Here is a 23,146-nt window from a genome sequence, read left to right on the forward strand (position 1 = left end):
TGCTGACTTTCTTATCCTAGCAAGATCATTGCGATCGCCGCCAAGGCGTTGTTGAGAAAATGCATGGCGATGGCTGTTTCTAGACGCTTAGTTTTTACATAAATCAACGCCATGATCAGTCCCATAGCACCATAAATCAAAAACTCGACCAGATTGGTGACGGAATGGATGATACTAAAAACCGCTACACTTGAAATGATCCCGACTATTGGGTATTTCTCGAATAAAAGGCCAATAAACCCACCACGGAAAACGATCTCTTCCATAATTGGCGCAGCAACAGCGATCAATAAAAAGATCAAAAGCGGATTTTCGCCTGTAAACAGTTCCCCTAACAATGCATCATTGGCGGTCGCCTCTTGATCGGATATATGCTGCAGATAGAGCGTTCCGCCAACTGCAACGACTCGACCTAAAACAAACCCTCCGACGATCCATAGCCAATTTTTCTTCGTTGACCAGCCAAAGTCAAAGGTGGCAAGTCCTAACTTTTTAGCCAAAAACATCAGTAGACCAATGTTTGCCAAAAGCAAGGCAATCAACCCATAGCTGATCATCGCAGGAATCGTCGGTTCTCCTGCTTCCAAATAATAGATTTTTACCACGCTAAATGCGGTCATCCCTACTTGACTAAGTAAGAATAAGCCAATCAAAATAAAGACATTCTTTACTGCTTTCATGCTCTCCTCCATTGTTTGCTCATTGCATTTTTCAGGATCAGGTTACGACAGATCATGACACAGCCCATCATTTGGTTCACCATGTTTCCAGAAAATGCTTAGCCACTATCGGCTGCTTATAATGATACTTAGTTTCCTCATTATTTACAACTAATAAAAAATAAAAATAGTTATTTTGCTCATTTTATCGAATAAACCACGCTTTTTCATTCCCATTCTTTTCAAAAAAATATAAGTAATGTTTGAAAAAAGCGCTCTCTTATGCTACACTGTTCCTACTTTTGTTTGGCTGACGAACCGCTGCCCCAACCATGTTCGTTTGGACCAACTCGTTGCGAGTATTCGATTTCGAATGCTCTTTTTGTCGCGTTTGTCAAAAGAAAGTGAGTGAATCCAAATGATCCAAGTAGAACACCTCAGCAAGACCTTCCAAGTATCCAAGCGAAAAAGCGGCTTTCGCCAAGCAGCCAAAGCCTTTCTTTCTCGTGAAACCACCACCGTCCATGCGTTGCAAGACATCAGCTTTACCATCAATGAAGGCGAAATGGTTGGCTACATCGGCCCTAATGGTGCTGGAAAAAGTACCACCATCAAAATCATGTGCGGGATTTTGACCCCTGATCAAGGCGTTTGTCACATCAATGGTCGTACGCCTTGGCAAGAACGTATCCAACATGTCAAAGACATCGGCGTCGTCTTCGGGCAGCGCAGTCAACTCTGGTGGGATGTCCCCGTCAATGACAGCTTTGATTTGATTCGTGATATCTACAAAGTCGACGCTGCTAGTTATCAACGCAACCTAGAAGAATTAGTCACCTTACTAGATTTAGGTGAGATCTTAAAAACCCCTGCTCGTTCCTTGAGTCTCGGTCAGCGTATGCGCTGTGAGATCGCAGCCTCCTTACTCCATGACCCCAAAATCTTATTTCTTGATGAACCCACCATCGGTTTAGATGCTGTATCAAAAATCGCCGTGCGTCAGTTCATCAAAAAAAGAAACCAAGAAAAAGGTACCACAGTCATCCTGACGACCCACGATATGCAAGATATCGAGGCGCTGACACAACGAATTCTGTTGATCGGCAAAGGGCAAATTTTGCTAGATGGTCGCCTCGATGAACTAAAGCACCGTTTTTCTGATGTCAAAACGCTGGAGATCGACTATCAAGGGAATGAGCCCCATCTGCCAGAAAATGTCCAACTTCTTCAAAAAGACGTCGGTCATCTGGTTCTGAAGCTTGATCCCAAGGAAGTGTCGGTCGCTCAGCTGCTCAGTCTGCTCAGCAATCAAGTCGAGATCACTGATTTGGCCGTTGCCAGTATCACCGCCGAAGAAATGGTCGCCAAGCTGTATCAGGAGTATCAGATATGAGGAAGTATCAGGCATTTTTCCGCATCCGCTTTATCAATACCTTGCAATACCGCTCGGCGGCAATTGCCGGGATGGCTACACAACTAGCTTGGGGCTTGATGGAAATTCTGGCATTCCACGCCTTTTACCAAGCAGATCCTAGTGCCTTTCCCATGACCTTTCAACAAACCGTCTCCTATGTTTGGCTCCAGCAAGCCTTCTTGTCTTTATTTATGTTGTGGTTCTTTGAGGCAGAAATTTTCAATACCATCACCACAGGGTCGATCGCCTATGAACTTGTGCGGCCGATGGATCTATACAATCGCTGGTTTTGCCAATCGGCTGCCAATCGCTTAGCAAAAGCCGTCTTGCGTTGCGGACCGATTTTTGTGATTGCCTTTTTACTGCCAGCACCTTATCGTTTAATTCTGCCAGCAAACATCGTTGCCCTGTTCTTGTTTCTTTTGTCTATGGCGCTGAGTTTAGGTGTAGTGATCGCTATGTCGCAGCTGGTCTACATCTCGACTTTTTATACATTATCCTCCATCGGGGTGCGGGTCGTCATCAGCTCCATCGGTGAATTTTTAGCTGGTGGGGTCATTCCTCTGCCTTTCTTTCCGCAGCCTTTTCGCCAATTCGTGGAACTACTGCCTTTTGCTTCCATGCAAAACGTCCCGCTGCGAATTTACAACGGGGATCTGACTGACTTGGCGCTGGTTTCAGCATTACTCTTACAAGCCTTTTGGCTCGTACTTTTGATCGTGATCGGAAAAATTTGGCTGCAGCAGGCGCTCAAACGTGTCGTTGTGCAAGGAGGTTAAGGAATATGGTTTATTGGCATTATTTTTGTATTCATCTCAAAAGTCAGATGCAGTATAAAGTTTCCTTTGTGTTAACCGCTTTGGGACAATTTCTAGGTTCCTTTACTGCTTTTTTAGGCATTTGGTTTATGTTTACCCGGTTTCATCAAGTGGATGGCTTTACCTTTGAGGAAGTCCTGCTTTCCTTTGCAACGGTTTTGTTTGCCTTTTCGATTGCGGAATGCTTCTTTCGCGGGTTCGATCTTTTTCCGCAAATGATCAGTAATGGCGAGTTCGATCGAGCACTCGTGCGCCCTCGCTCCTTGATTTTTCAAGTCTTAGCTTCCAAAATGGAATTCTCGCGTCTCGGCCGTTTTATTCAAGCCTTGCTGTTGTTTGCTTATGCGATTCCTAATAGTGGAATTGCTTGGCATTTTGGAAATGTCCTTACTCTTTTTCTGATGATCGTCTGCGGCGCCCTCTTTTTCGCCCTATTGTTCTTAGTGTATGCCGCCATTTCCTTCTTTACGATCCAAGGACTTGAATTTATGAATATTTTTACCGATGGTGCCCGCGAGTTCGGCCGCTACCCCTTCAGTATCTACGGAAAACACGTCTTGCGTTTATTGACCTACGTCGTGCCGATGGCTTGGTTTCAGTATTATCCGTTTCTGTATGTCATTGGTCGCGTAACTAATCCTTGGTGGATCTTATCACCCTTGGTTTGTCTACTCTTTGCCTTTCCCGCCTTCTTCTTTTGGCGAGTAGGTTTGAAGAACTATATTTCTACGGGTTCGTAAGCCTCCCCCTTATTAAACATCTTGTGGGAAAAGAGCGTCACTTTATGGGTGATTCTCTTTTTTTACTTTCTAATAGTTGTGAAATTGCTTATTCGCTTTTTTGATTGCATAACTACACATGTCTTATGCAGTAAATAATTATTGTTATAAAGACAAAAACTGGCTAGGAAAAGCCGCCAATCTCTGGTAAGATAAATAAAAACGTAAAAGAGGACCAGTTATGGAATATTTAGCGATTTTACTTGTTTTCTTTCTATTGAATGTAGTGATACTTGTACTTGGATTGAAGAAGAAACGAATCATGCTGCTTTTTCTGTCACTCTCTGGTTTATTGTTGGTTTGCTTGATTGCCATTTCTTACGTTTTCTTCTATTCAAATACACTTTAAGTCGTCAAAAACACGGGAAGCTGGCTACGAACCTACCGAAACAACCGGGGCTGTTTTAGTCATTACACCCGATTTAGAAGCTATTTGACACACCCAATTTATGTCCACCTTCAAACAAGTCGCTGTTCTTTTGCTCTTTAACAAGTCTAGCGAAAGCAACATATGCACCTTTGATGTCGGTGATACCGTCCCTGTCTTCGCACCAACCTTTGTGGATGCCCGTGTGTTCGCCGATCACTCTTCCGAGACCGAGGGGGAACGATGTACCACTTATGTTTTTTTGCAAAGTAGATAGACAGTGGCTACAGGCGATCAATCAGTCGTATACGACAAGTTTGTTAAAATCACATAAAAAAACAAAAACCAGAACCTCCCAAAGGATCGTTCTGGTTTTTTTGCTGATTTGATTGTCCAGAGAAACGACCTAAATCGCTCTGATTCTAGCCAAATTTCTGGAAGAGGATATAGAAGGATTCTCCTAGATGATCAGTCATCGCGCTGTTTTCTCAATTTAGTAATAAAGCTAAAAAGCGGATCCTACGCTTTTTTTGGTCCTTTCGTCACTTCCCAAACAGCTTCTGCTGCTAATTTACCAGAAGTCAATGCCCAGGCATTATTGGCACCAGATGGAGAGTCTGATCCCATGACGCCTCCCACTACTTCACCTGCAGCATAGAGCCCTTTAATGGGCTGGTTTTGCTGATTCAAAACTTGTAACGAACGATTGACCGCTAGTCCACCCAAAGTAGTTGCAAACCGGGGTTTTTGTTCAATAAGATAATAAGGTCCTGCACCAATCGGTTCTTGCAAGTATTCAGGTGCACGGTGAAATTCTTCATCTCTACCTTGCGCTACCCAGTAGTTAAAATTATCCACTGTTTCGATCAATTGTTCTACAGGCATCTGCGCTTTGTTAGCTAATTGTTCTAATGTGGCTGCTTTAAGGATGCGAGGCGTGGCCTTCCCCTCTTGAGCAATCCAGCAAGCCAACTCTTCACTGGTGATTCCTCCTTCTGCTACGCCTTGGCTGAAATGCTCAAAGTGTTTGCCGTCTAACAATAAATACAGCATTGGTGGGGTTTGTTTTAATAATGCTTCTAATACTTTCTTGTTACTAGCTCGTTCGTTGACCACCCGCTTTCCAAGTTGATTCACTAGAATACCATTTTCTTTCAGCACGATCAGATTGCCGCCAATCGTTGATTTCGCCACACCTTGAGAAACTTCTAATCCATTCGGATAGATCTTCCCTTGATCCATCGCTCGCGTTTGTGCTTTTAAAGCAGGGATCGTTGCCATCAAAACACCATCGCCGGTGGCAGATTTTGGTCCATAATACAAAATTTGCTTGAATCTTTCCTTGAGTAAAGCGGCATTATTCCCATAGCCGCCGGTTGTCACAATGACAGTTGAGGCGTAGATCATATACGTTTTCCCTGATTCTTCAAGGGCTTTGACGCCTATGACATTATTTTGATCATCTACTAATAGCTGTTGGGCTTTCGTTTGTAGTAAGACCTGAACCCCACTATTTTGTAATGTTTTACGGACGGTTTGGGCAAATCCAGCACCGCCCCCTTGATAGGCAAGTTCACGTTTTTTTCGATATTCTGCTAAAACGTGCAGCCCTTGTTTTATATCGTACGCCACACCTAAGTACTCATGGACCCAATCTGTGGTTTCTCCTATATTCTCAGCGAAAAGAGTCAAAAGTTTTTTATCGTTCAGCCCATTTCCGTTTTCTAGAAAATCAGCCACCATGGCTGCCGGCGTATCATCTTTTACACCAGCGACTTGTTGTAGTTTCGAACCAGTTACGACTTGGTTTCCACCACTAATAGAGATCGCTCCGCCAACAAAACTCAATTTTTCCAGTAAAATGACTTTTAAGCCTAATTGATCCGCCCGCAGTGCAGCTGAAATCCCAGCAGCCCCTGAACCAATGATCACTACATCAACTGATTCTTCAACCACTTCTTCTGACCAAGCAACGACTGGCTTTGGCCGTGCTTTTAGGACCTCTACATCGGCGCCCGCAAGTTTTACCGCTTCTTCCACGCCTGCGATCACCCCTTGACTCGAAGCAGAAGCACCAGAAACAGCATCGACATTCAACGTTTGTCCTTCAATGATCTGTTCTGGGATTCGCGTAAAGACTAAATCTGATAAGCCTTCAGATTCATTGCCTTTATCAATGATGATCTCTTCAATCTTTTCTTTTGAAAACGTCACTTGCATTTCGATTGGACTATTATGCCCTTGGGCTTGTACGAGATATGTCCCTGGTTGGTAAGCAACTTTCCGCTTTTGGAGTTCTTTTAAGCGTTCATGCTTTTGTTTCTCCTCTTCAGGATCAATGACCATTTCTTCCATAAACTGCCACAATGGTGTTGGGATTTTCAACTCACTTTGCGCATGACTAAGAGCAAAATGACGAACAACTTTCTTCTCGGCGATCATCTGGACCCAATTAGGCTCGACTAAAAACCCTTTCCCGATGGCAAGCAAATCGTAGCCAATTTCCAGTGCTGCTTCTGCGTCTTCTCGTTGCAAGATAGAGCCCACTCCTATAATCGGAATAGTAGAAAGTTCAGGCGAACGCATTGTTAAAAATTTCACAATTAATGGCTCGCTGCTCTCGTTATCGATAATAGAGCTTCGTTGGTACGTTCCCATTGAAAAATGAAGGTACTCTGGCTTGCTTTTCGCTAGTTGATTCAACAAGTACATCGTTTCTTCAAAACAAATCCCAGGCTTTTCCATTTCTTCTGGCGAAAAACGATAGCCGATAATAAAGCCCTCAGCAGCTTCTTCTTGACGGACCCGCTGAACTTCTTCTAATACGGCTAGTGGAAAGTGCGCTCTTTTTTCCAGACTGCCTCCCCAATGGTCGTTTCTGCGATTTGAGTGGGGCGAGAAGAATTGTTGGATCAAAAAAGTATTCGCACCATGTATCTCCACACCATCGTAACCAGCTTTGATCGCACGCCTAGTCGCGTCTCCAAATCGTTGGATCATCGTTAGGATCTCATCATCACTCATTTCTTTCGGCACAGGTGCATTCGGTCGTAAAGCTGCGACGGGACTTGCGCAAATCGGGTGTGCTCCACCATTGTACTCAGGCCATGCCATTCGTCCAGCATGATAAATTTGCAGGATCGCTTTCGATCCTTTTTCTTTGATGGCTTTTGCTAATCTAGTGAGCCCAGCAATTTTCTTGTCCGTATCTACCCCGAGTGCTCCGGGAAACCCACGCCCATGTTCTTCGATAAAACAGCTTTCTACGATCACTGCCGCAGCTCCACCGGCACGACAGCGATAGTATTCAATGATCTCTTCCGTTATCTCACCATCGTAAAAAGCAGATTGGGTCGTCATAGGTGCCATTACTAATCGATTTTTTAGGGCAACGCCTGAAGATAGGTTGATTGGTTCAAATAGTTCTTTTTTCATCAAAATCAGTTCCTTTCAAATAAGCTTGCTTCATCAGATTTTTAGGCATTAAGGCATCACGAAATACACCCATCTTTTTCTAAATATCAGGAAAGGATGCGTGTACTTCTTATTCAATTATTTTCTATTTCATTCCCTGTTAGTTTTGATTTTCCGGGCGAGAATTGATGGCATATTGTTTCCGTCCACCAGGTTTTGGTACTTGATCCCCCATCATGATTCCAAAACCACCTTCTACCCGAAGTTCATGACCATTCGTGTAATCAGAACGTTCGCTAGCTAGGTAAAGGACCGCATTGGCAATGTCTTGCACATCACCGATTCGTTTGTTGGCAGTCAAGCGTTTGCGCCCTTCTTCAACTTCTGGATCTGCATAGAAGCTTGCGGATAAAGGCGTCTTCACAAAACATGGCAAAACACAATTGCTGCGAATCCCATATTGTCCCCATTCTGCTGCCATTTGTTTCGACATCATGTTGACTCCTGCTTTGCTTGGGCTATATGAACCAGAATATGTTTCAGGGCTGATTGAAGCGATCGTTGATACATGAACCATCCGCCCAGATTTTTGTGCGATCATCACTCGTCCGATTCTTTGTGAAACCAAGAAGTAACCATTCAAGTTAACGTCGATCACCTGTTTCCATTCTTCAAATGGTAGATCCTCAAGCAATGAAAATTTCAAAATAGCAGCTGTGTTTACCAAAACATCAATGCGACCAAAATCTTCTTTGACCTTTTCTGCCAATGCATCTACCTGCGCTTCGATCGTCGAATTGCAGACATAACTGTTTACTTTTACACCGAACTCATCCGCTAGTTTCGCTGCATAGTTGGCAAGGTTTTCCTCATGTAAATCAACTAATGCAAGTTGCGCGCCTTGCTCAGCAAAGTCCTGTGCGATTTTTTTCCCCATACCACCTAAAGCACCAGTAATGACTACGACCTCATTCTTAAGATTCAACCAAGATTGCTCCATTATTTGTCCCACCTCTAATATTGTTATATTCTTCACTAACAATATACCTTGATATTGATAGAGAAACTAATTCTTTTTTTCCATTGATCAATAGCTTCTGTGAATAGTTTGATTCTCTAAAGAGGCAGTGACGATCGCTTGTGCCAACAAAGGATTTTTACAGTAAATCATACAGCTTGCCAGCAGCATCGGCGAATTTTCAAGTTGATAAAATTCTTGTACAAAGGATGCAGCTGCAATCTCACTCAGCGAATAAAGACGTGCTTGTTTTTTCAAAAATCCAATATGATAGTGCAGTTGCTTTTTGACGGTCCACAGATTTTTGCGGTATTCGAGCACATGGAATATTTCATGCATCAATACCACTTCCGTTAGTGTAGTCGTTGGCAGGAGTCGACTTAATTGTTGCGCTTCGATAAACTGCTGTGCTTGTGCCAAGAACGTGTGATCGATCATGATTTGATCCACTTTTTTATACAAAGCAAAGGTATAGCGTTCCTGCTGTGCTTGCGCTTCAGGTAGCGTGTTGATCTTTAATGAATCAATGATTCCCTGCAATTCTTGAGGATGCTCTCGATACCAGTGGGCTTCTTGCTTGCCTATGCTCACGGCAGTTTCAATAAAATACTCTGCCTGTGCAGGATCGATTTTGGCATACAGCGGGTCTTGCTTTAGCAATTGCAAATGAGGATTGGTTGCTTGAGACCACAGTTGTAAAAACTGTCGACAAAATTCTGCTGCGCTCATGGAGTAAGATCCTCCCTTCCTACACTATTGCAATCGATTCGCCGCAATAATAATAATTTCTTCTGTACCAATCAACTGACTTAATTCAATATCGATCAACATCATCAATTGGGTATAGTCTGTCGAACTAAAATCAAAGAGACGAGGACCAGCACAAATATAAAAATCTGGTCGGATCACTAGATCACTTTGGTAGTTCGCCATACTTTCCCAAAGACGCGCGATTTGTTCACTATAACTTTGGATCGTCGTTTTCACGACGGCTGCATGGTCTCTTTGCACGCGAATAAACCCTCGATGATCAATGACACAAACACGATCGCCTTTTTTTGTCGCTGCGCCATAGACATAAAAATGTTCACTTGCAGCACAAGAAACCACGTTTTCTCTAGCAACTTGCAGCTCAGTAACAGCAATCTCTTGCGCTTCTTCACGAGTGATTTGATTCTGACGCTCAGCAGCCTGAGCAGCTGTGGCACCGGAAGCTCGCGCAGTGATTTTTTGCGTCTGAGGATCGATCTCAATATGGACTTCAATACTATCGGGTGTTGCCCCACTCTCGATCGCTAAAGTAGCGGCTTCTTGCTTGATTGCTGCAATATCGGCTTTTGTTGGATTGGGAACGATTCGTTCCACCACATCTTGAACCACCGATAATGCCACCCCAATTGATGAAATCACTTCGGCGTTTTCAGGTATTTTATAATTTAATGACAATTGTTTCGCCGCATGTTTGATCAGAGAAGAAACACCACCTCCAACTCCTACTAAGGTCATTTGATTTGGTTCTAATTGATACTTGCGGGCAAATGAATGAATCACCGGTGCTATTTTTTGAACCGCTTGATCCAAAATTTGTTGTGCAACATCCTCCACTGTCGTTTCTAAGTATTCCGCTAAAGGTTGCATAGCTTTTCTGGCTGAATGGGCATTGCCATAAGAAAAATCATCCTTTGTCACATACCCTAAGACATTCGCAGCGCATGAATTCGTGATCGTGATTCGTTTTCCGCTAGCGAGCTTGATTGCAACATAATCCGCTGGGTCACCTTCTTTGGGCGCATAAAGCTCCAGTTCTGGCGCAACGATCTCTTCTTCTGGCAGATACGTGCTATATTCTAAACCAGCGATATGAGCACTTCTTGGTCCGACGTCTACCACGCCTTTTTTGTTCACTCGAACCATACTGCCGCCAGCCACACCTAAGACGCGAACATCTAATGAATTGACATACGTCTTATGTCCTGCAATCTCTGAGTAATCAATGACTGGCCGACCATTTTTGATCACGCCAAGATTTGTGGAAGTTCCCCCTACTTCAAAATAGATCCCATTTGATGTTCGCAGATACATCAATGCCCCCATCACACTAGCTGCTGGTCCAGAAAGCATGGTCAGTACCGGACGTTTTTTCATTTCAACGATGTCCATCAATCCGCCATCGCCACGCATGATCATCAGTGGTACATCCACACCTGCTTGGCGAACACTATTTTCTGTTGAATTTGCCGTTTCCAGCATCGTTGGCAAGATCGATGCATTGATTGCAGCAGTACGGGTTCTACGGGATAACCCATATAGTTTGGTCATTTCCGACGCCAAGGTCACTTCGATACCCTTTTGTTTCGCCACTTCAGCGATTCTTTCTTCTGTTTTTAAATCATCTACACCAAAAGCTGCTGAAGTCACAATGACTTGCGCCTGTGCTTGTTGCAGTTCTGCTAACGCCGTTTCGATCGTTGCCTTTGAAAGCTCTTTTTGAGGAATAAACCGCGCCACGACTTCAATACTTCTTCCCGTACCTAAATCAATATCTTTTAATGCCGTTTGCCACTTTGCTAGCCATCCTTCGACGCCGCCTTTCGCCGTACTGATAATGCCGACCTTTGCTACATCACCTTCTAAGAGTGCATTGGTGGCTTGAGTAGTACTATGAGCGACAAAAACTACTTCCTCAGGCTGGATCTGATTTTCGGCTAAACACTTGATAAATGAGGCAACCACGCCTTCTGCAACCCCTTGTTCACTTTTGTGGGTCGTTTTTACAGATGATTTTCCAATCACCTCTTGGGTATCATTGTTGATTGCGACAGCTTTCGTATGGGTCCCGCCTACATCGATGCCAATTCGGACACTTCTTCTCATTTTCTTCACCTACTTTTTTAAATCGGGCTATATAACAGAAACGTCGCAACCTCCAGAATAAGCGAAATAACGATTCCTGGTAAAAAAGCGACTTTCATATAGTCTCTCGTGTTGATATTATTGAAGCCTAATCCCCAAGCGTTCCAAGAAATGGTCAAATCAAAATGTCCCATGCCGATCATGTTGGAAATGAATAACGGATACAAAAAGGTCACTGGATAATTGGTTTGATTGCTGATCACTGCTAGCAATGCTGCGCCACAACCAATCAAAGAAAGGGGTCCGCGAAACCAAGTCAAGGGAGCTAAAAAGCCAAAAAGTAGACAAAGCGCTAAGGGATGCGTCGGAATCATTCCTCCTAGCAATGATTCAAAATACGGTGCTGCAAACGTAGCAGCTGCATTGAACATCGCAAGAGTCATCCAAAAGGCAACTAAGGTCGCAGTATCTTTGACCCCATCTGCAAAAATACGGGTCAAAATCTGAGAATCTTTTCTGAACCCATCCTTTAAAACGCCACAAATCCACAAGGCATACAGACTCGCACCAATAAAACAAAAGATCACTGGAAATTGAAAGATGATGACTCCTACAACCGGAATAAAGGGCGTGAGCAATGCCGAACTAGGCACGTCATGGACTTTAGGTTCTTCTCCAACCGCCCAAGCATAAGTCAAACTTTCTACTCTCAAATACCCAATAGCAAAAATCGAAGAAACCAAAATCATCACAAAGAATGCCAATAATCCAAACGAAAAATAATCATTATAGGTGTAATCGATCCCACCATTCACATTGCCAAAAAATGCTTGATACTGTGTGAAGTTGATTGGATTTAAGAAAACACCTGCTGCCACTGAAGCGGAAAAACTAAAGAATGCCACAACTTTAGGAATACCAATCGAAAACAAAATCGGTAATACGATCACGGCGATCGCGATGACAGATCCGGCACCTGACATTGACGAAAAGATAAAGCCGGTAATCAAATTGACAATTACTAGAATAATCGCTGGACTATCCCCGCCAAGTTCCACACTCTTGCGAATGATGGTTGTCGCAATTCCAGTTTCCAACAAGATCCGACCAAAGAAGGCTCCTACAAAAATATTCATTTGTGAAGCTCCCCAGCGTTCTGGCGCCTGTTGATAAACCTGTGCCAGCATCTCGGTAAATGGTAGGTTTTCAAAAGCCGGATTGGGTGAAATAACATTCCCTATAAGTGGCAACAACACCCATAACGTTGCCATAACAATAAAACCAATCATCAGGTTATACCCTTTGATACAATAAAAAACCATGCCACCAAATGACACTACTAGTAATAAGCCAATCAAGCTATCCATACTTCTTCTCCTTCATACAATTTACGCCGTTTAAACCTGCAACCAGATACGCTAAGTCACCTGTTTAACAAAAGCGAAAAAGGAGGAAGTGGTTGGCCACTATCCTCCAGGACGTTTAGTCCTTTAACTTATCAAATGCGCTATAGCCAAAAACTCTTTTGTGTTGCAGTAACAAATAAACCATCATGATGATCGCTAATACAGCAGCTGCAAGTAATAAGCCCATCATCAGAAAAATCGCTTGCGTTTCTCCTACAGACCGAGTCATGGAAGCAACGATGTAAGGCAAAAAGGTACTTGCTAAGCCCATCCAAGTATAGTAGATCCCGGTATTTCGACCTTTTGGTCCAGGGCAAAACATTTGTCGTACCCCTAGCCCAGTTTGCAACGCCCCTCCGGCAGCAAAGAAGCCCAGGAATGCGATACTGATATAAATCACTACCACGTGTTGGATCACTAGGACCATCCCCAATGCAAGAGCGATGAACACCGTATCAATAAACAAGACTTTCAGTGGATTCCAACGCAATTTCCCCATCATCACTGCCCAAAACAAAACTGCCACCATTGAGCCAAAAGTATAGATCGATGTTAGCCCTGCTGACTGCATCTCAGTCAAACCAGCATTCGTCAACCCAAACGCTTTGGTATACTGTTGGGCACCGTACATAATAAACATACAGATAAAACCAAAGAACATTGTGAAGAAATTAACGATAACATTCGGCTTAACAAGCATCTTGGCTTTCATTGCCGCGATTTCTTCTTGAACTGCATTCGTTTCTTTTCCATCGACGGTAGCAGTCTTTTCTTTTATCATGTCATCATAAGCGAAGGGCGCGATTGCTGCTAAAATCGTGCAGACGATCGATAGGACTAATGGAATGACGATCCCCATTGATTGATTTCCAGAACCAATGAAATTCACCACAAGTAATGGATAAATGACTCCTGACAGAGAAACAAAAAACTTGATCCCAATCATCGCTGAGGCCGCATATTTCGGTGCAGCTTCTTGAGAAGCAGGATATAACGCAGCGTCCCAAAATCCAGAAGTCGCCACCCCTGCGATAAAGGCACAGACAGATGCGATCACCATGTTCGTCGTCAGTAATAACCCTAAAAAGCATAGCGTATACAAAATAGCACCCATGACCGCCATTTTTTTGCGTCCTACTTTATCCGAAATTTCTCCACCGATCCAGACGGTCAAAAATTTTCCTAATCCGGTCGCAGTGATTGCCAACGATACTGCCGCTGCTCCAGCAGAAGCATCGGTATAGCCCCATTTATCCGAAAAATAAGTCGCATTTTGGCTTAAAATAATGGCTTGAATTCCATGAGTGAAATAACACATATAGACAGTTGCCAGTGACAAAATATACTTTTTTGCTCTCATTTGTACGCTCCTTATAAAAGAACATCCAACTTTCCTACGAAAGTTCCCCTCAAGGTATTTCGTAGGAAACGGATACTCGGTCCCTAGTTAGTTTGCTTTGATAGGCAATTCTTTTCCAGTAAATAGTTTAAAGGCGGCTTTTCCTTGTCCGATAAGCATGCCTTTTCCACCTACAGTCTTACATCCCTTCGCGCTAGCATCTTTCAATAACTGGGTCATTGGTGGGTTATAGATCGCATCAGCCACCGTCAAATCTGCATGCAGTAAATCGGTGTCTGCAATCGGTGTCGCTGTATTTCCTTCACCCATTCCAACAGTCGTTGCATTCACCAGACAATCGGCTTCGTTGATTTTTTCAGCTAATAACGCTTGGTCCGCCAAATCATAGATCTCAATTGCTAGGTCAGGGTAATACTCTTTGATGCGAGCAACGGTCTCTTTGCCTTTCTCATAAAAAGCATCTTTGATGTTAAAAATCGCAATAGAGGCTGCGCCTTCGATCGCCAACTGGACTTGAATCGCCGTGGCAGCTCCTCCAGCTCCAATTACAACAAATTTTTGATCCTTCATTTTTACATCGTGGGCTTGCAGATTATCAACAAAGCCGACACCATCGGTAATGTGACCGACGAGCTTGCCTTCAACATTGACGATGGTATTGATCGCACCCACCATTTTTGCAGCAGGTGTTAATTCATCCATATATTCTGCGGCTGCCGTTTTGCATGGCATCGTGACATTCCCACTCATTTTGAAGGTTCGGAACGCCTCGATCGCTTGGGCAACTTGGTCTTCTTTGATGTCAAAGGCCAAATAGACCGCATCGATGTCAAGCTGATCAAAGCCATAATTATACATGGCTGGTGAACCAGAATGTCCAACAGGTGTACCAATCAATCCTAAGAGCTTCGTTTTTCCCGAAATTTTTTCGCTCATCTTGTTTCCTCTTTTCTATTTGTTTTTCCTTATGCAAGCAATTCTGGCCATGCGTTTTGGATCACTTCAATACTCGTTGTGTAATTTTGTTCTGCTGCTTTTTGATAGCCTTGACTTAAAATCGGATCAGAAATCACTTCCGTGCCTACAACACGAGGCTTGATGCCGTGTGCTTTTAGCGCCCGTAAGAAGCCTTCGGTATCACCCCATCCTGTTCCTGGACATAAGCGATCGTGCATCGACTCATCGCGTAAGATCGTATCAGGATATCGTCTTTCTAAAACATCACAAATTTGGATCGACACAACTTTCTCCGCTGGAACCCCTTCCAAGTCAGCTGCTGTCATGTTGGCTCTCGCCCAGTGCCATGTATCTAGGATCAGCATCCCATTTTCACAATCTGCCTCTTTGACAATATTCCATGCACTCGCCAAATCAGGAACGCCACTATAAGGCATGAATTCTAACCCGATGACCAACTCCTTTGCTCGTGTACACAGTTCTTTAAAGGCTTGGATATGAACCTCTGCTGGGTATTTTTCCATCAAGCCACAGTTGATGTGCCCCACGCCAAACAATCGTGCCATATGATAGATCGTTTGCTCTTTAAATTGCTGAAGCAGTGTTTCCGGCGTTTCGATCGTTTTATTCGGATCTGCCCATAAGGTGATGTATTCAACCTCGGTTACTTTCATGTCATGTTCTGCAAGGATCTCAAGCATCCGCTCATCAGAATACCCTTGTTTCACAGCAAGCATATAGGTCTCCGCACGTAAACCGATCCCGTCATATCCTGCTTCTTTCGCAATCTTCACTCTGTCTTCAAAATTGATCTCTGTCCCTAATGTGTATGAACTGATCGTCAATGGAACGTTTCTCATGTTATTTCCCCCTTTAAAAGTCTGTAAACAACTACTACTTGGTTTACAGCTGGAAATAAAAACACGAACTAAAAAGCGGCCGCAGTAATTGTGTTTTTATTCACAATGTTTGTTACCGTTATTATAGCTTTTTCGTTTCAGCACTTCTAATTGTTTTTTCTTTATGAATCTATAGATAAAAGATATAAGTCTTATGATATACTGGAAAAAAAGAAGGCTTTTAGAGGAGGTTTCTATGAATCTTCAACATTTGAAGTATTTTGATGTCCTTGCTAGAGAAGAACATTACACTCGTTCGAGCAAATTGCTCAACATTACACAGCCAAGCCTCAGTAATGCAATTTCCCTCTTGGAAGATGAGTTAGGTGTCCAACTCTTTGAAAAAAACGGACGAAACGTCGCCCTAACCAAACCAGGAAAAATTTTTCATGAGCATGTTATACGAACATTAGAAAATTTAGATTCCGGCATTGATACAGTAACAAAAATCAGTAAAGGATTCGGTCACATCAGCTTTGCTTTTTTACAAGTCCTCGGTACATCTTACGTACCAAAAGTCACTAAACAGTTCCTTGAAGCAAATCCTGGAAAAAAGATTCAATTTGAATTTCATTCAGATAGCGTCAGTACCGAAACAGTTCAGGGACTAAAAACCTTGCGCTACGACCTCGGTATTTGTTCTTATATCACCAATGAACCAACCATTGAATTCGTCCCGATCGCGAGTCAAGAACTTGTCGTGATAACGGCGTTGAACCATCCTCTGGCACAATTTGATGAAGTCTCTTTGGAAGACTTAGCAGAATATCCTCAGATTATTTTCAGCAAAAAAAGTGCCTTACGTGAAATCATCGATGACCTTTATCAGCGCAACAACGTCAGCTATCAAGTTGCCTATGAAGTCAAGATCGATCAAGTGATCGCAGGTCTAGTCAGCCAAAATTTAGGAATCGCTATCATTCCCAATATGACGATGCTCGACTCTTTGCCTCTTAAGCGAATCAAACTCAAAGACATCGGCTGGGAACGATACTTTTATTTAGCCTATAACAAAGAAACCTACCTGCCTCCTGTTGTCAGTAATTTCAAAGACTTTATTTTGGCCCATGCAGATCCTAAACAGATCGTTTATTGAGTGGCTGGGTGAAAAACAAAGCTTTAGAAATATGAATAAAACTACGTTCCCACCTTCTTTTGGCGTTTTCACTTAATAAAAAACAGACATTCATTAATGGAATGTCTGTTTTTTATTGCTTATTCTATTATCCCTTTTTCTCATGATGAATAATTAAACGAGCTATACTCTCCACATGTTTCACAGATATAGTAATAGTTGCGTTTCTTCTTATTGTAAAGTTTCAACTTCTTCCCATTTTTACAACTCTTGCATTCTTCTAATTCAGTCAAGGTTTTATAATAAAATAACTCACTGATCATTTCTGGATAAAAATGCGCAAGCAGCTCAATCAGTTTTTTTCTGTCAATTAACAGTAAATTATCACCGGCTATTTCTAAAGCTTGATCTGTAAAAAAATGTGTTGTGATGAAAAGCCCATTGGGAAACCCTTTGTCTGGAAAAATCCCTTTAAATGCGGCAACAAGTGGCTTACTGATCCGCTCCGTTGTCTTTTGCGGATTCCAAGCTTTACATTGGACCGCTATTGCCTTTTTATTATTAGAAAAAGCATACACATCAATACCACCATCTTTGTAACCATCGATGTTTTGGACGGTATATCCCATCTTTTGTAAAATACATTCAGCAATATAATTCAAATCCTCCGATTTACAGGTTTCTAATTGAGCCACAATCTTTTTCAATTTTTTCGGGTATGTACGTTCATTAAAGTTGCTTAGTTCTGGTAAATTAATAACTTCCTTTTTTTTCTTAAATGAAAACATGTCTCTTCCTTTCTTGATTGTTTTGGATGTGATTAGTTAAAGCTTAGCTAGTAAGTGGTCTTTGATTATGTAGAATAAAATTGGTTCTTAAGAGAGGAAAAATCTACTTTTCTCAAAAAATCGTTTGAATTCGGTTGAATAAGTCAAAATAATAAACTTATAAAGAGGTATTATCGATTTAATGATAATTTTATTTAAGCTAAAAGTCAATTGAAGCTTGAATATTCAATAACAATCGAAGGTTAAATCAAATCACTCTTGATCACTGCTTCATTTAAGAAAATTTTTAGATAGGATTCGTTATAGTGCTAATTTCCACATTCTTGTCTTACTGATCTATTGAGTCCTCTTACTTTACTTGTAACAGATTCTGAATGGTTTCTTTCGCTTTAGCAGTTGAGTGTCTATTACCTATAAAAATAAAAAAAGGTTTCCCTCGTAAAAGGGAAACCTCAGAAATGTTGCCGAAACAACATTTGCAGTTATTTGTCTTATTCTGCAGCATTTGTGTCTTTGAGACCGTATTTTTTGTTGAAACGGTCCACACGTCCGTCTGCTTGTGTGAATTTTTGACGTCCAGTGTAGAATGGATGTGAATCAGAAGTTACTTCGACACGGATCAATGGATACGTGTTGCCGTCTTCCCACTCAACAGTTTCTTGAGAATTCTTTGTAGAACCTGATAAGAATTTGAAACCAGTAGTTGAGTCCATGAATACAACTGGATGATAATCTGGATGGATATCTTGTTTCATTTCTTCTTCTCTCCTTTGCCCTGGCTCATTTGCTTCACCAGAGTTGATTTGTCGATTTTACAACATGACTATCTTACCATGTTTGGTTTTTAGATGCAATTATCTTTTTATATTTCTTTTTTGCCGTTTGTCTCCGAAATGGACATCATGAAAAGCCGCTAAAAACTCTTCATTGTTCTTTGTTTTACGCAAGAATTGAATGAATTGTTCTGTGAACTCCAAGGAATCCCCCAGCATGTTGTTGCGTAAGCGCCAGGTTTCTTCCAATTGCTCGCTGCTCATCAGCAATTCCTCTTTACGGGTACCAGATTTCTTGATGTCGATCGCTGGGAAGATCCGACGTTCTGCTAAGCTGCGAGAAAGCTGCAGCTCCATATTGCCGGTTCCTTTAAACTCTTCATAGATGACATCATCCATGCGGCTGCCGGTATCCACCAGTGCGGTGGCAAGAATCGTCAAACTGCCGCCTTCTTCAATATTACGGGCAGCACCAAAAAATTTCTTTGGTTTGTACAAAGCAGCTGGATCGATCCCGCCGCTTAGTGTACGTCCGCTTGGAGGTACCACTAAGTTGTAGGCTCTTGCCAAACGAGTGATACTATCCATCAGAATCACGACATCACGCTTGTCTTCTACCAAACGCATCGCCCGTTCTAGTACCAATTCAGAAACACGGGTATGGTTGCTAGGCTGCAGGTCAAAGGTTGAAGAAACAACATCGCCTTTGACACTGCGTTCCAGATCAGTCACTTCTTCTGGGCGCTCGTCGATCAAAAGAACAATCAATTCCACCTCAGGATAGTTGTCAGTGATCCCATTGGCAATTTCTTTCAAGATACTAGTTTTCCCAGCTTTAGGCGGAGCAACGATCAGTCCCCGTTGTCCAAAACCCACTGGCGACAGCATGTCGATCATCCGCGTAGAAAGGCGTCCTGACGTTGTTTCTAATTTTAAATGACGATTCGGATAAAGCGGCGTCAGCGCTGGAAAATGCGGACGCTCTTTGGCATCTTCTGGATCTTTGCCATTAACAGACTCAACGTGCATCAATCCATAATAGCGCTCAGATTCCTTGGGCGGGCGCGCCTTACCGGCGACTTTATCACCATTACGCAAACTAAACCGACGAATCTGTGACGAAGAAATATAGATATCTTCTGCACTCGGTCCGTAGTTGATTGGGCGTAAAAAACCGTAGCCTTCTTGGCCTACGATATCCAAGATTCCTTCCATATAAAAGAAGCCTTGTTTTTCCGCCTGCGCCCGTATCACAGCCAATGACAATTCTTTTTTATTCATCTGGCTGTAATAAGGAATTCGAAACTCTTTGGCAAAGGTGTAGATTTCTTTTAAGGTTTTGTTTTCCAACTCTGCCATCGTAAGATAATCGCTCATAATTACTCCTCTATCATTTGAATATCAGCTCCAAGAGCCGTTAGTTTTTCGATGATATGATCATAGCCGCGCAAAATATACTCGACATTAAAGACGCTGGTCGTGCCAGTCGCCATCAATCCGGCAATGACAAGGCAAGCTCCTGCTCTTAAATCAGAAGCGACAACTTCTGCTCCGTGCAATTGGCTCGGTCCGCTGACAAAAATCATGTTGCCTTCTGTCGTTGCTTGTGCGCCCATTCGTGCTAATTCAGGAATATGGTTGACCCGTTTGGCGTAAATCGTGTCCATGATCTCCGATGTTCCATTTGCTTTTAGCAATAATGGTGTGATCGGCTGTTGCAGGTCTGTGGCAAATCCTGGATAAGGATAGGTTTTCACAGTCGCTGGTTTCAAGTCTTTTGAGGGATGCACATAGATTTCATCTTCGCTGATATCCATTCGTACGCCAATTTCTTCCAATTTCGCAATGTAGCTTTCTAAATGCTCATAAATCACATTTTTGACAGTAATGCCTTCCCCCGCTGCTGCGGCTAAAGAAAGGTAGGTTCCTGCTTCGATCCGGTCTGGAATGATGGAATGACGACAACCGTGCAATTCTTCCACGCCTTCGATACGAATTTCATTGGTACCTGCACCTCTGATTTTCGCTCCCATATTATTTAAAAGGGTCGCAACATCAATGATCTCAGGTTCCCGTGCGGCATTTTCAATGATCGTTTTGCCTTTGGCTTTTACTGCTGCCAGCATCACATTGATGGTTGCTCCGATGGAGACCATATCTAGGAAGATCCGTTCGCCAGCCAAGCCTTCTTCTTCGGTACGCAAGTACATGGCACCATGTTCGTTGGTGACTTTTGCGCCAAGTGCTTCGAAGCCTTTAATATGCAAATCGATTGGTCGCGGGCCTAAGAAGCAGCCGCCAGGCAATCCAACGACGCCTTCACCAAACTTCGCCAACAATGCCCCCATGAAATAGTAAGAAGCTCGTAGACTGTTGATTTTTCCGTTAGGCATCGGGATCGAAACGATGTTTGTCGGATCGATCTCTAGCGTATTGTTTTCAAAATGGGTCTTCACACCCATGATTTCGATAATCTCAATTAATGAGTGCACATCTTGGATGTCAGGCACTCCTTCTAAAATGACCGGTGAATCAGCTAAGATCGCTGCCGGGATCAATGCGACTGCACTGTTTTTTGCGCCGCTAATGGTGACTTCACCTTTTAAGGGACGATTGCCGTTGATGACAATTTTTTTCATGGAATTCCACCTATACTCTTTTTTAATTTATGTGTATCATTCCAATTTTAGCACAGATCACTCAAAGAAAAAAGATGCAGGATATTTTTGATTCCCGCATCAAGAATATTTTCTTGGAAAACAAAAAAACTCTTAGAATCAGTGATTCTAAGAGTTTTGATCTTTGATTAAGATTAAGCTTTACCAGCTGAACCGAACCAGTCGATGTGTTCTTCTGCATCTTTAACGATTGCAGCAACACCTGGTGCTAATAATTTACGAGGGTCGAATCCTTTACCTTCTTTATCTTTGCCAGCTTCGATGTATTCACGAGTTGCTTTAGCAAATGATAATTGGAATTCAGTATTTACGTTTACTTTAGAAACACCCATTGAGATTGCTTTTTCGATTTGGTCTTGAGGAATACCAGAACCACCGTGTAATACTAATGGTACATCAGAACCTACTGCATCAGCGATTGCTTGTAAGTGGTCAAAAGCAAGGCCTTTCCAGTTTTCAGGGTATTGACCGTGAATGTTACCAATTCCGCAAGCTAGGTAATCAATACCAGTTGCAACCATTTGTTTACATTCTTCGATGTCAGCTAATTCGCCAGAACCGATGATTCCATCTTCTTCTCCGCCGATTGAACCAACTTCACACTCAACAGAAACGCCTTTTGCGTGTGCTTTTTCGACAACTTCTTTAGCCAATTTCAAGTTTTCTTCAAATGGTAAGTGAGAGCCATCAAACATAACAGAGGTGTAACCAACTTCGATACATTCCATTGCTGCATCATAATCACCGTGGTCTAAGTGGATTGCAACTGGAACAGTGATGTTCATTGAATCAACCAAGTTTGTAACGATGTCTTTAGCAACTTTGTATCCGCCCATATATTTGGCAGCACCCATTGAAGTTTGGATTAGAACTGGCGCTTTTTTCGCTTCAGCAGCTTTTAAAATCGCTTGTGTCCATTCTAAGTTGTTTGTGTTGAATCCGCCGACTGCATATCCGCCTTGACGAGCAGCTTTTAAGAATTCAGCTCCTGATACTACTGGCATAAAAAATTCCTCCTAAGTTTTGAAAAACTTTATTTGTTAAGCAATGCTTAACCGACAATGCTATTTTAGCAAAGATTTGCGGTATTTGCTACTAAAAAGAGGAATTTCTCTTTTCAAAAAAAGATTGCACAAATATAAAAATCCAGCATTTTCATCATCTTTTCTGAAAGTCTAGGATTCTGTAAGGTTTTGCTCTTCTGTCTGTGGTCGTTAGATAACAAATCGGCATGTGAAAATTCGAGAAAAATTTCACATATTTTTTCGTTATTTTATCATAATCTTCCAGCAAATCCTTTCTTCTTCTCTTTTGAGCATAAGAATAGCCTTGTGAAAGCGGCTATATTATTATGTAAAAAAGGAGGGATAAAATGAAAAAAGCGCTTATTGGATTTTTGGCAGTCATCGGAGTTCTTTTCTTGGCAAGCTGTAGCTCGGGGGCCAAGGAAGAAACCAAAACATTCACAATGGATCAAAATGGGGTTTCAATGGAACTGGTCTTCACTTATGAAGGCGATAAAGTAAAAACTCAGACTGCGAACAATGTCATGCCTTATTCAGCGATCGGGGTAACGACTAAAGAAGAAGCACAAACCGTGCTTGATCCGATCGCAGAACAGTATCAGCAAGTCAAAGGGTTGGACTATTCCCTCGACTATACAGATAGTGAAGCGACTGAATCATTGACCATCAATTATGATGAGTTGGATTATGATTCAGCGAAACAATTACCTGGGGTTAGTTTCGAAGGAAACACCGAAAATGGGATCAGCATGGAACGTACAGAGGAAATGCTCTTAGACCAAGGGTATAAGCTAAAAGAATAATCCTCTCTAGGCACCAGCAAATCAACGTGGGTTTCCCGCTGGCGGATTTCATTCAAACTG

General features: G+C 42.5%; 20 protein-coding genes. 6 read left to right on the forward strand and 14 right to left on the reverse strand.

Annotated elements, in window-relative coordinates:
- Nucleotides 1-11: 11 nt before the first annotated feature.
- A complete protein-coding gene (locus IGI77_RS14495) occupies nucleotides 12-680 on the reverse strand; it encodes a CPBP family intramembrane glutamic endopeptidase (protein ID WP_060791459.1) in 669 nt (222 codons plus the stop codon).
- Nucleotides 681-1,077: 397 nt separating this feature from the next.
- Between IGI77_RS14495 and IGI77_RS14500 the strand changes: the two genes are divergently transcribed.
- The 4 genes from IGI77_RS14500 (at nucleotide 1,078) to IGI77_RS14515 (ending at nucleotide 4,019) form a co-directional block, all read left to right on the forward strand.
- Nucleotides 1,078-2,052 (forward strand): ABC transporter ATP-binding protein, encoded by a 975-nt coding sequence (locus IGI77_RS14500; RefSeq protein ID WP_142968676.1) that lies wholly within the window; start codon nucleotides 1,078-1,080, stop codon nucleotides 2,050-2,052.
- A complete protein-coding gene (locus IGI77_RS14505; protein ID WP_010749956.1) occupies nucleotides 2,049-2,852 on the forward strand; it encodes an ABC transporter permease in 804 nt (267 codons plus the stop codon). The genes IGI77_RS14500 and IGI77_RS14505 overlap by 4 nt, the downstream gene beginning before the upstream one ends.
- A 5-nt stretch (nucleotides 2,853-2,857) precedes the next feature.
- Nucleotides 2,858-3,631 carry an ABC transporter permease gene (locus IGI77_RS14510; RefSeq protein WP_005228413.1) on the forward strand — a complete coding sequence of 258 codons (774 nt, stop codon included), beginning with the start codon at nucleotides 2,858-2,860 and terminating at the stop codon, nucleotides 3,629-3,631.
- Nucleotides 3,632-3,851: 220 nt separating this feature from the next.
- On the forward strand, nucleotides 3,852-4,019 hold the full coding sequence (locus IGI77_RS14515; RefSeq protein WP_005234033.1) for a hypothetical protein: 168 nt from the start codon (nucleotides 3,852-3,854) through the stop codon (nucleotides 4,017-4,019).
- 537 nt (nucleotides 4,020-4,556) lie between these two features.
- On the opposite strand, the gene IGI77_RS14520 is transcribed toward IGI77_RS14515, so the two are convergent.
- The 8 genes from IGI77_RS14520 to IGI77_RS14555 form a co-directional block, all read right to left on the reverse strand.
- Nucleotides 4,557-7,472 (reverse strand): FAD-dependent oxidoreductase, encoded by a 2,916-nt coding sequence (locus IGI77_RS14520; protein WP_438770264.1) that lies wholly within the window; start codon nucleotides 7,470-7,472, stop codon nucleotides 4,557-4,559.
- Between the two features lie 139 nt (nucleotides 7,473-7,611).
- Nucleotides 7,612-8,451 carry an SDR family NAD(P)-dependent oxidoreductase gene (locus IGI77_RS14525; protein WP_438770265.1) on the reverse strand — a complete coding sequence of 280 codons (840 nt, stop codon included), beginning with the start codon at nucleotides 8,449-8,451 and terminating at the stop codon, nucleotides 7,612-7,614.
- Between the two features lie 87 nt (nucleotides 8,452-8,538).
- The gene (locus IGI77_RS14530) at nucleotides 8,539-9,198 is read right to left on the reverse strand and encodes a hypothetical protein (protein ID WP_015510308.1); all 660 of its coding nucleotides are present in this window, start codon (nucleotides 9,196-9,198) and stop codon (nucleotides 8,539-8,541) included.
- A gap of 24 nt (nucleotides 9,199-9,222) precedes the next feature.
- Nucleotides 9,223-11,343 carry a hydantoinase/oxoprolinase family protein gene (locus IGI77_RS14535; RefSeq protein WP_438770266.1) on the reverse strand — a complete coding sequence of 707 codons (2,121 nt, stop codon included), beginning with the start codon at nucleotides 11,341-11,343 and terminating at the stop codon, nucleotides 9,223-9,225.
- 17 nt (nucleotides 11,344-11,360) lie between these two features.
- Nucleotides 11,361-12,689, reverse strand: a complete 1,329-nt coding sequence (locus IGI77_RS14540; RefSeq protein ID WP_438770267.1) for a citrate transporter — start codon at nucleotides 12,687-12,689, stop codon at nucleotides 11,361-11,363.
- A 115-nt stretch (nucleotides 12,690-12,804) separates the two neighbouring features.
- Nucleotides 12,805-14,088: an MFS transporter gene (locus IGI77_RS14545; RefSeq protein ID WP_438754695.1), complete on the reverse strand. Its 1,284-nt coding sequence runs from the start codon at nucleotides 14,086-14,088 to the stop codon at nucleotides 12,805-12,807.
- Nucleotides 14,089-14,175: 87 nt separating this feature from the next.
- Nucleotides 14,176-15,024 carry a shikimate dehydrogenase gene (gene aroE, locus IGI77_RS14550; RefSeq protein WP_438770268.1) on the reverse strand — a complete coding sequence of 283 codons (849 nt, stop codon included), beginning with the start codon at nucleotides 15,022-15,024 and terminating at the stop codon, nucleotides 14,176-14,178.
- Nucleotides 15,025-15,053: 29 nt separating this feature from the next.
- The gene (locus IGI77_RS14555; RefSeq protein WP_438770269.1) at nucleotides 15,054-15,905 is read right to left on the reverse strand and encodes a sugar phosphate isomerase/epimerase family protein; all 852 of its coding nucleotides are present in this window, start codon (nucleotides 15,903-15,905) and stop codon (nucleotides 15,054-15,056) included.
- A gap of 235 nt (nucleotides 15,906-16,140) precedes the next feature.
- Here IGI77_RS14555 and IGI77_RS14560 point away from each other — a divergent pair, with 235 nt between their 5' ends.
- The gene (locus IGI77_RS14560; RefSeq protein WP_015510314.1) at nucleotides 16,141-17,040 is read left to right on the forward strand and encodes a LysR family transcriptional regulator; all 900 of its coding nucleotides are present in this window, start codon (nucleotides 16,141-16,143) and stop codon (nucleotides 17,038-17,040) included.
- 140 nt (nucleotides 17,041-17,180) lie between these two features.
- Here IGI77_RS14560 and IGI77_RS14565 read toward each other — a convergent pair whose 3' ends face one another.
- The 5 genes from IGI77_RS14565 to IGI77_RS14585 form a co-directional block, all read right to left on the reverse strand.
- Nucleotides 17,181-17,807 (reverse strand): restriction endonuclease, encoded by a 627-nt coding sequence (locus tag IGI77_RS14565; RefSeq protein WP_269923985.1) that lies wholly within the window; start codon nucleotides 17,805-17,807, stop codon nucleotides 17,181-17,183.
- Nucleotides 17,808-18,298: 491 nt separating this feature from the next.
- Complete coding sequence (locus IGI77_RS14570) at nucleotides 18,299-18,562, reverse strand: type B 50S ribosomal protein L31 (RefSeq protein WP_005233979.1); 264 nt, start codon at nucleotides 18,560-18,562, stop codon at nucleotides 18,299-18,301.
- A 99-nt stretch (nucleotides 18,563-18,661) separates the two neighbouring features.
- The gene (gene rho, locus IGI77_RS14575; RefSeq protein WP_005228301.1) at nucleotides 18,662-19,957 is read right to left on the reverse strand and encodes a transcription termination factor Rho; all 1,296 of its coding nucleotides are present in this window, start codon (nucleotides 19,955-19,957) and stop codon (nucleotides 18,662-18,664) included.
- 2 nt (nucleotides 19,958-19,959) lie between these two features.
- Nucleotides 19,960-21,219 carry a UDP-N-acetylglucosamine 1-carboxyvinyltransferase gene (locus IGI77_RS14580; RefSeq protein ID WP_074536819.1) on the reverse strand — a complete coding sequence of 420 codons (1,260 nt, stop codon included), beginning with the start codon at nucleotides 21,217-21,219 and terminating at the stop codon, nucleotides 19,960-19,962.
- Nucleotides 21,220-21,392: 173 nt separating this feature from the next.
- A complete protein-coding gene (locus IGI77_RS14585) occupies nucleotides 21,393-22,262 on the reverse strand; it encodes a class II fructose-bisphosphate aldolase (RefSeq protein ID WP_005228297.1) in 870 nt (289 codons plus the stop codon).
- 368 nt (nucleotides 22,263-22,630) lie between these two features.
- Between IGI77_RS14585 and IGI77_RS14590 the strand changes: the two genes are divergently transcribed.
- The gene (locus IGI77_RS14590; protein WP_005233973.1) at nucleotides 22,631-23,086 is read left to right on the forward strand and encodes a YehR family lipoprotein; all 456 of its coding nucleotides are present in this window, start codon (nucleotides 22,631-22,633) and stop codon (nucleotides 23,084-23,086) included.
- Nucleotides 23,087-23,146: the final 60 nt, after the last annotated feature.

This window comes from Enterococcus sp. DIV0213h, from assembly GCF_051711285.1.
In the GTDB taxonomy this organism is placed as follows: domain Bacteria; phylum Bacillota; class Bacilli; order Lactobacillales; family Enterococcaceae; genus Enterococcus_D; species Enterococcus_D casseliflavus.

Bases quoted from the DNA above. Each gene is read 5' to 3' on its own strand.
- IGI77_RS14590 (WP_005233973.1), top strand. From the start codon at position 22,631: ATGAAAAAAGCGCTTATTGGATTTTTGGCAGTCATCGGAGTTCTTTTC.
- IGI77_RS14540 (WP_438770267.1), bottom strand. From the start codon at position 12,689: ATGGATAGCTTGATTGGCTTATTACTAGTAGTGTCATTTGGTGGCATG.
- rho (WP_005228301.1), bottom strand. From the start codon at position 19,957: ATGAGCGATTATCTTACGATGGCAGAGTTGGAAAACAAAACCTTAAAA.
- IGI77_RS14570 (WP_005233979.1), bottom strand. From the start codon at position 18,562: ATGAAACAAGATATCCATCCAGATTATCATCCAGTTGTATTCATGGAC.
- IGI77_RS14530 (WP_015510308.1), bottom strand. From the start codon at position 9,198: ATGAGCGCAGCAGAATTTTGTCGACAGTTTTTACAACTGTGGTCTCAA.
- IGI77_RS14545 (WP_438754695.1), bottom strand. From the start codon at position 14,088: ATGAGAGCAAAAAAGTATATTTTGTCACTGGCAACTGTCTATATGTGT.
- IGI77_RS14520 (WP_438770264.1), bottom strand. From the start codon at position 7,472: ATGAAAAAAGAACTATTTGAACCAATCAACCTATCTTCAGGCGTTGCC.
- IGI77_RS14500 (WP_142968676.1), top strand. From the start codon at position 1,078: ATGATCCAAGTAGAACACCTCAGCAAGACCTTCCAAGTATCCAAGCGA.
- IGI77_RS14555 (WP_438770269.1), bottom strand. From the start codon at position 15,905: ATGAGAAACGTTCCATTGACGATCAGTTCATACACATTAGGGACAGAG.
- IGI77_RS14565 (WP_269923985.1), bottom strand. From the start codon at position 17,807: ATGTTTTCATTTAAGAAAAAAAAGGAAGTTATTAATTTACCAGAACTA.
- IGI77_RS14525 (WP_438770265.1), bottom strand. From the start codon at position 8,451: ATGGAGCAATCTTGGTTGAATCTTAAGAATGAGGTCGTAGTCATTACT.
- IGI77_RS14515 (WP_005234033.1), top strand. From the start codon at position 3,852: ATGGAATATTTAGCGATTTTACTTGTTTTCTTTCTATTGAATGTAGTG.
- IGI77_RS14560 (WP_015510314.1), top strand. From the start codon at position 16,141: ATGAATCTTCAACATTTGAAGTATTTTGATGTCCTTGCTAGAGAAGAA.
- IGI77_RS14495 (WP_060791459.1), bottom strand. From the start codon at position 680: ATGAAAGCAGTAAAGAATGTCTTTATTTTGATTGGCTTATTCTTACTT.
- IGI77_RS14585 (WP_005228297.1), bottom strand. From the start codon at position 22,262: ATGCCAGTAGTATCAGGAGCTGAATTCTTAAAAGCTGCTCGTCAAGGC.
- IGI77_RS14505 (WP_010749956.1), top strand. From the start codon at position 2,049: ATGAGGAAGTATCAGGCATTTTTCCGCATCCGCTTTATCAATACCTTG.
- IGI77_RS14580 (WP_074536819.1), bottom strand. From the start codon at position 21,219: ATGAAAAAAATTGTCATCAACGGCAATCGTCCCTTAAAAGGTGAAGTC.
- aroE (WP_438770268.1), bottom strand. From the start codon at position 15,024: ATGAGCGAAAAAATTTCGGGAAAAACGAAGCTCTTAGGATTGATTGGT.
- IGI77_RS14535 (WP_438770266.1), bottom strand. From the start codon at position 11,343: ATGAGAAGAAGTGTCCGAATTGGCATCGATGTAGGCGGGACCCATACG.
- IGI77_RS14510 (WP_005228413.1), top strand. From the start codon at position 2,858: ATGGTTTATTGGCATTATTTTTGTATTCATCTCAAAAGTCAGATGCAG.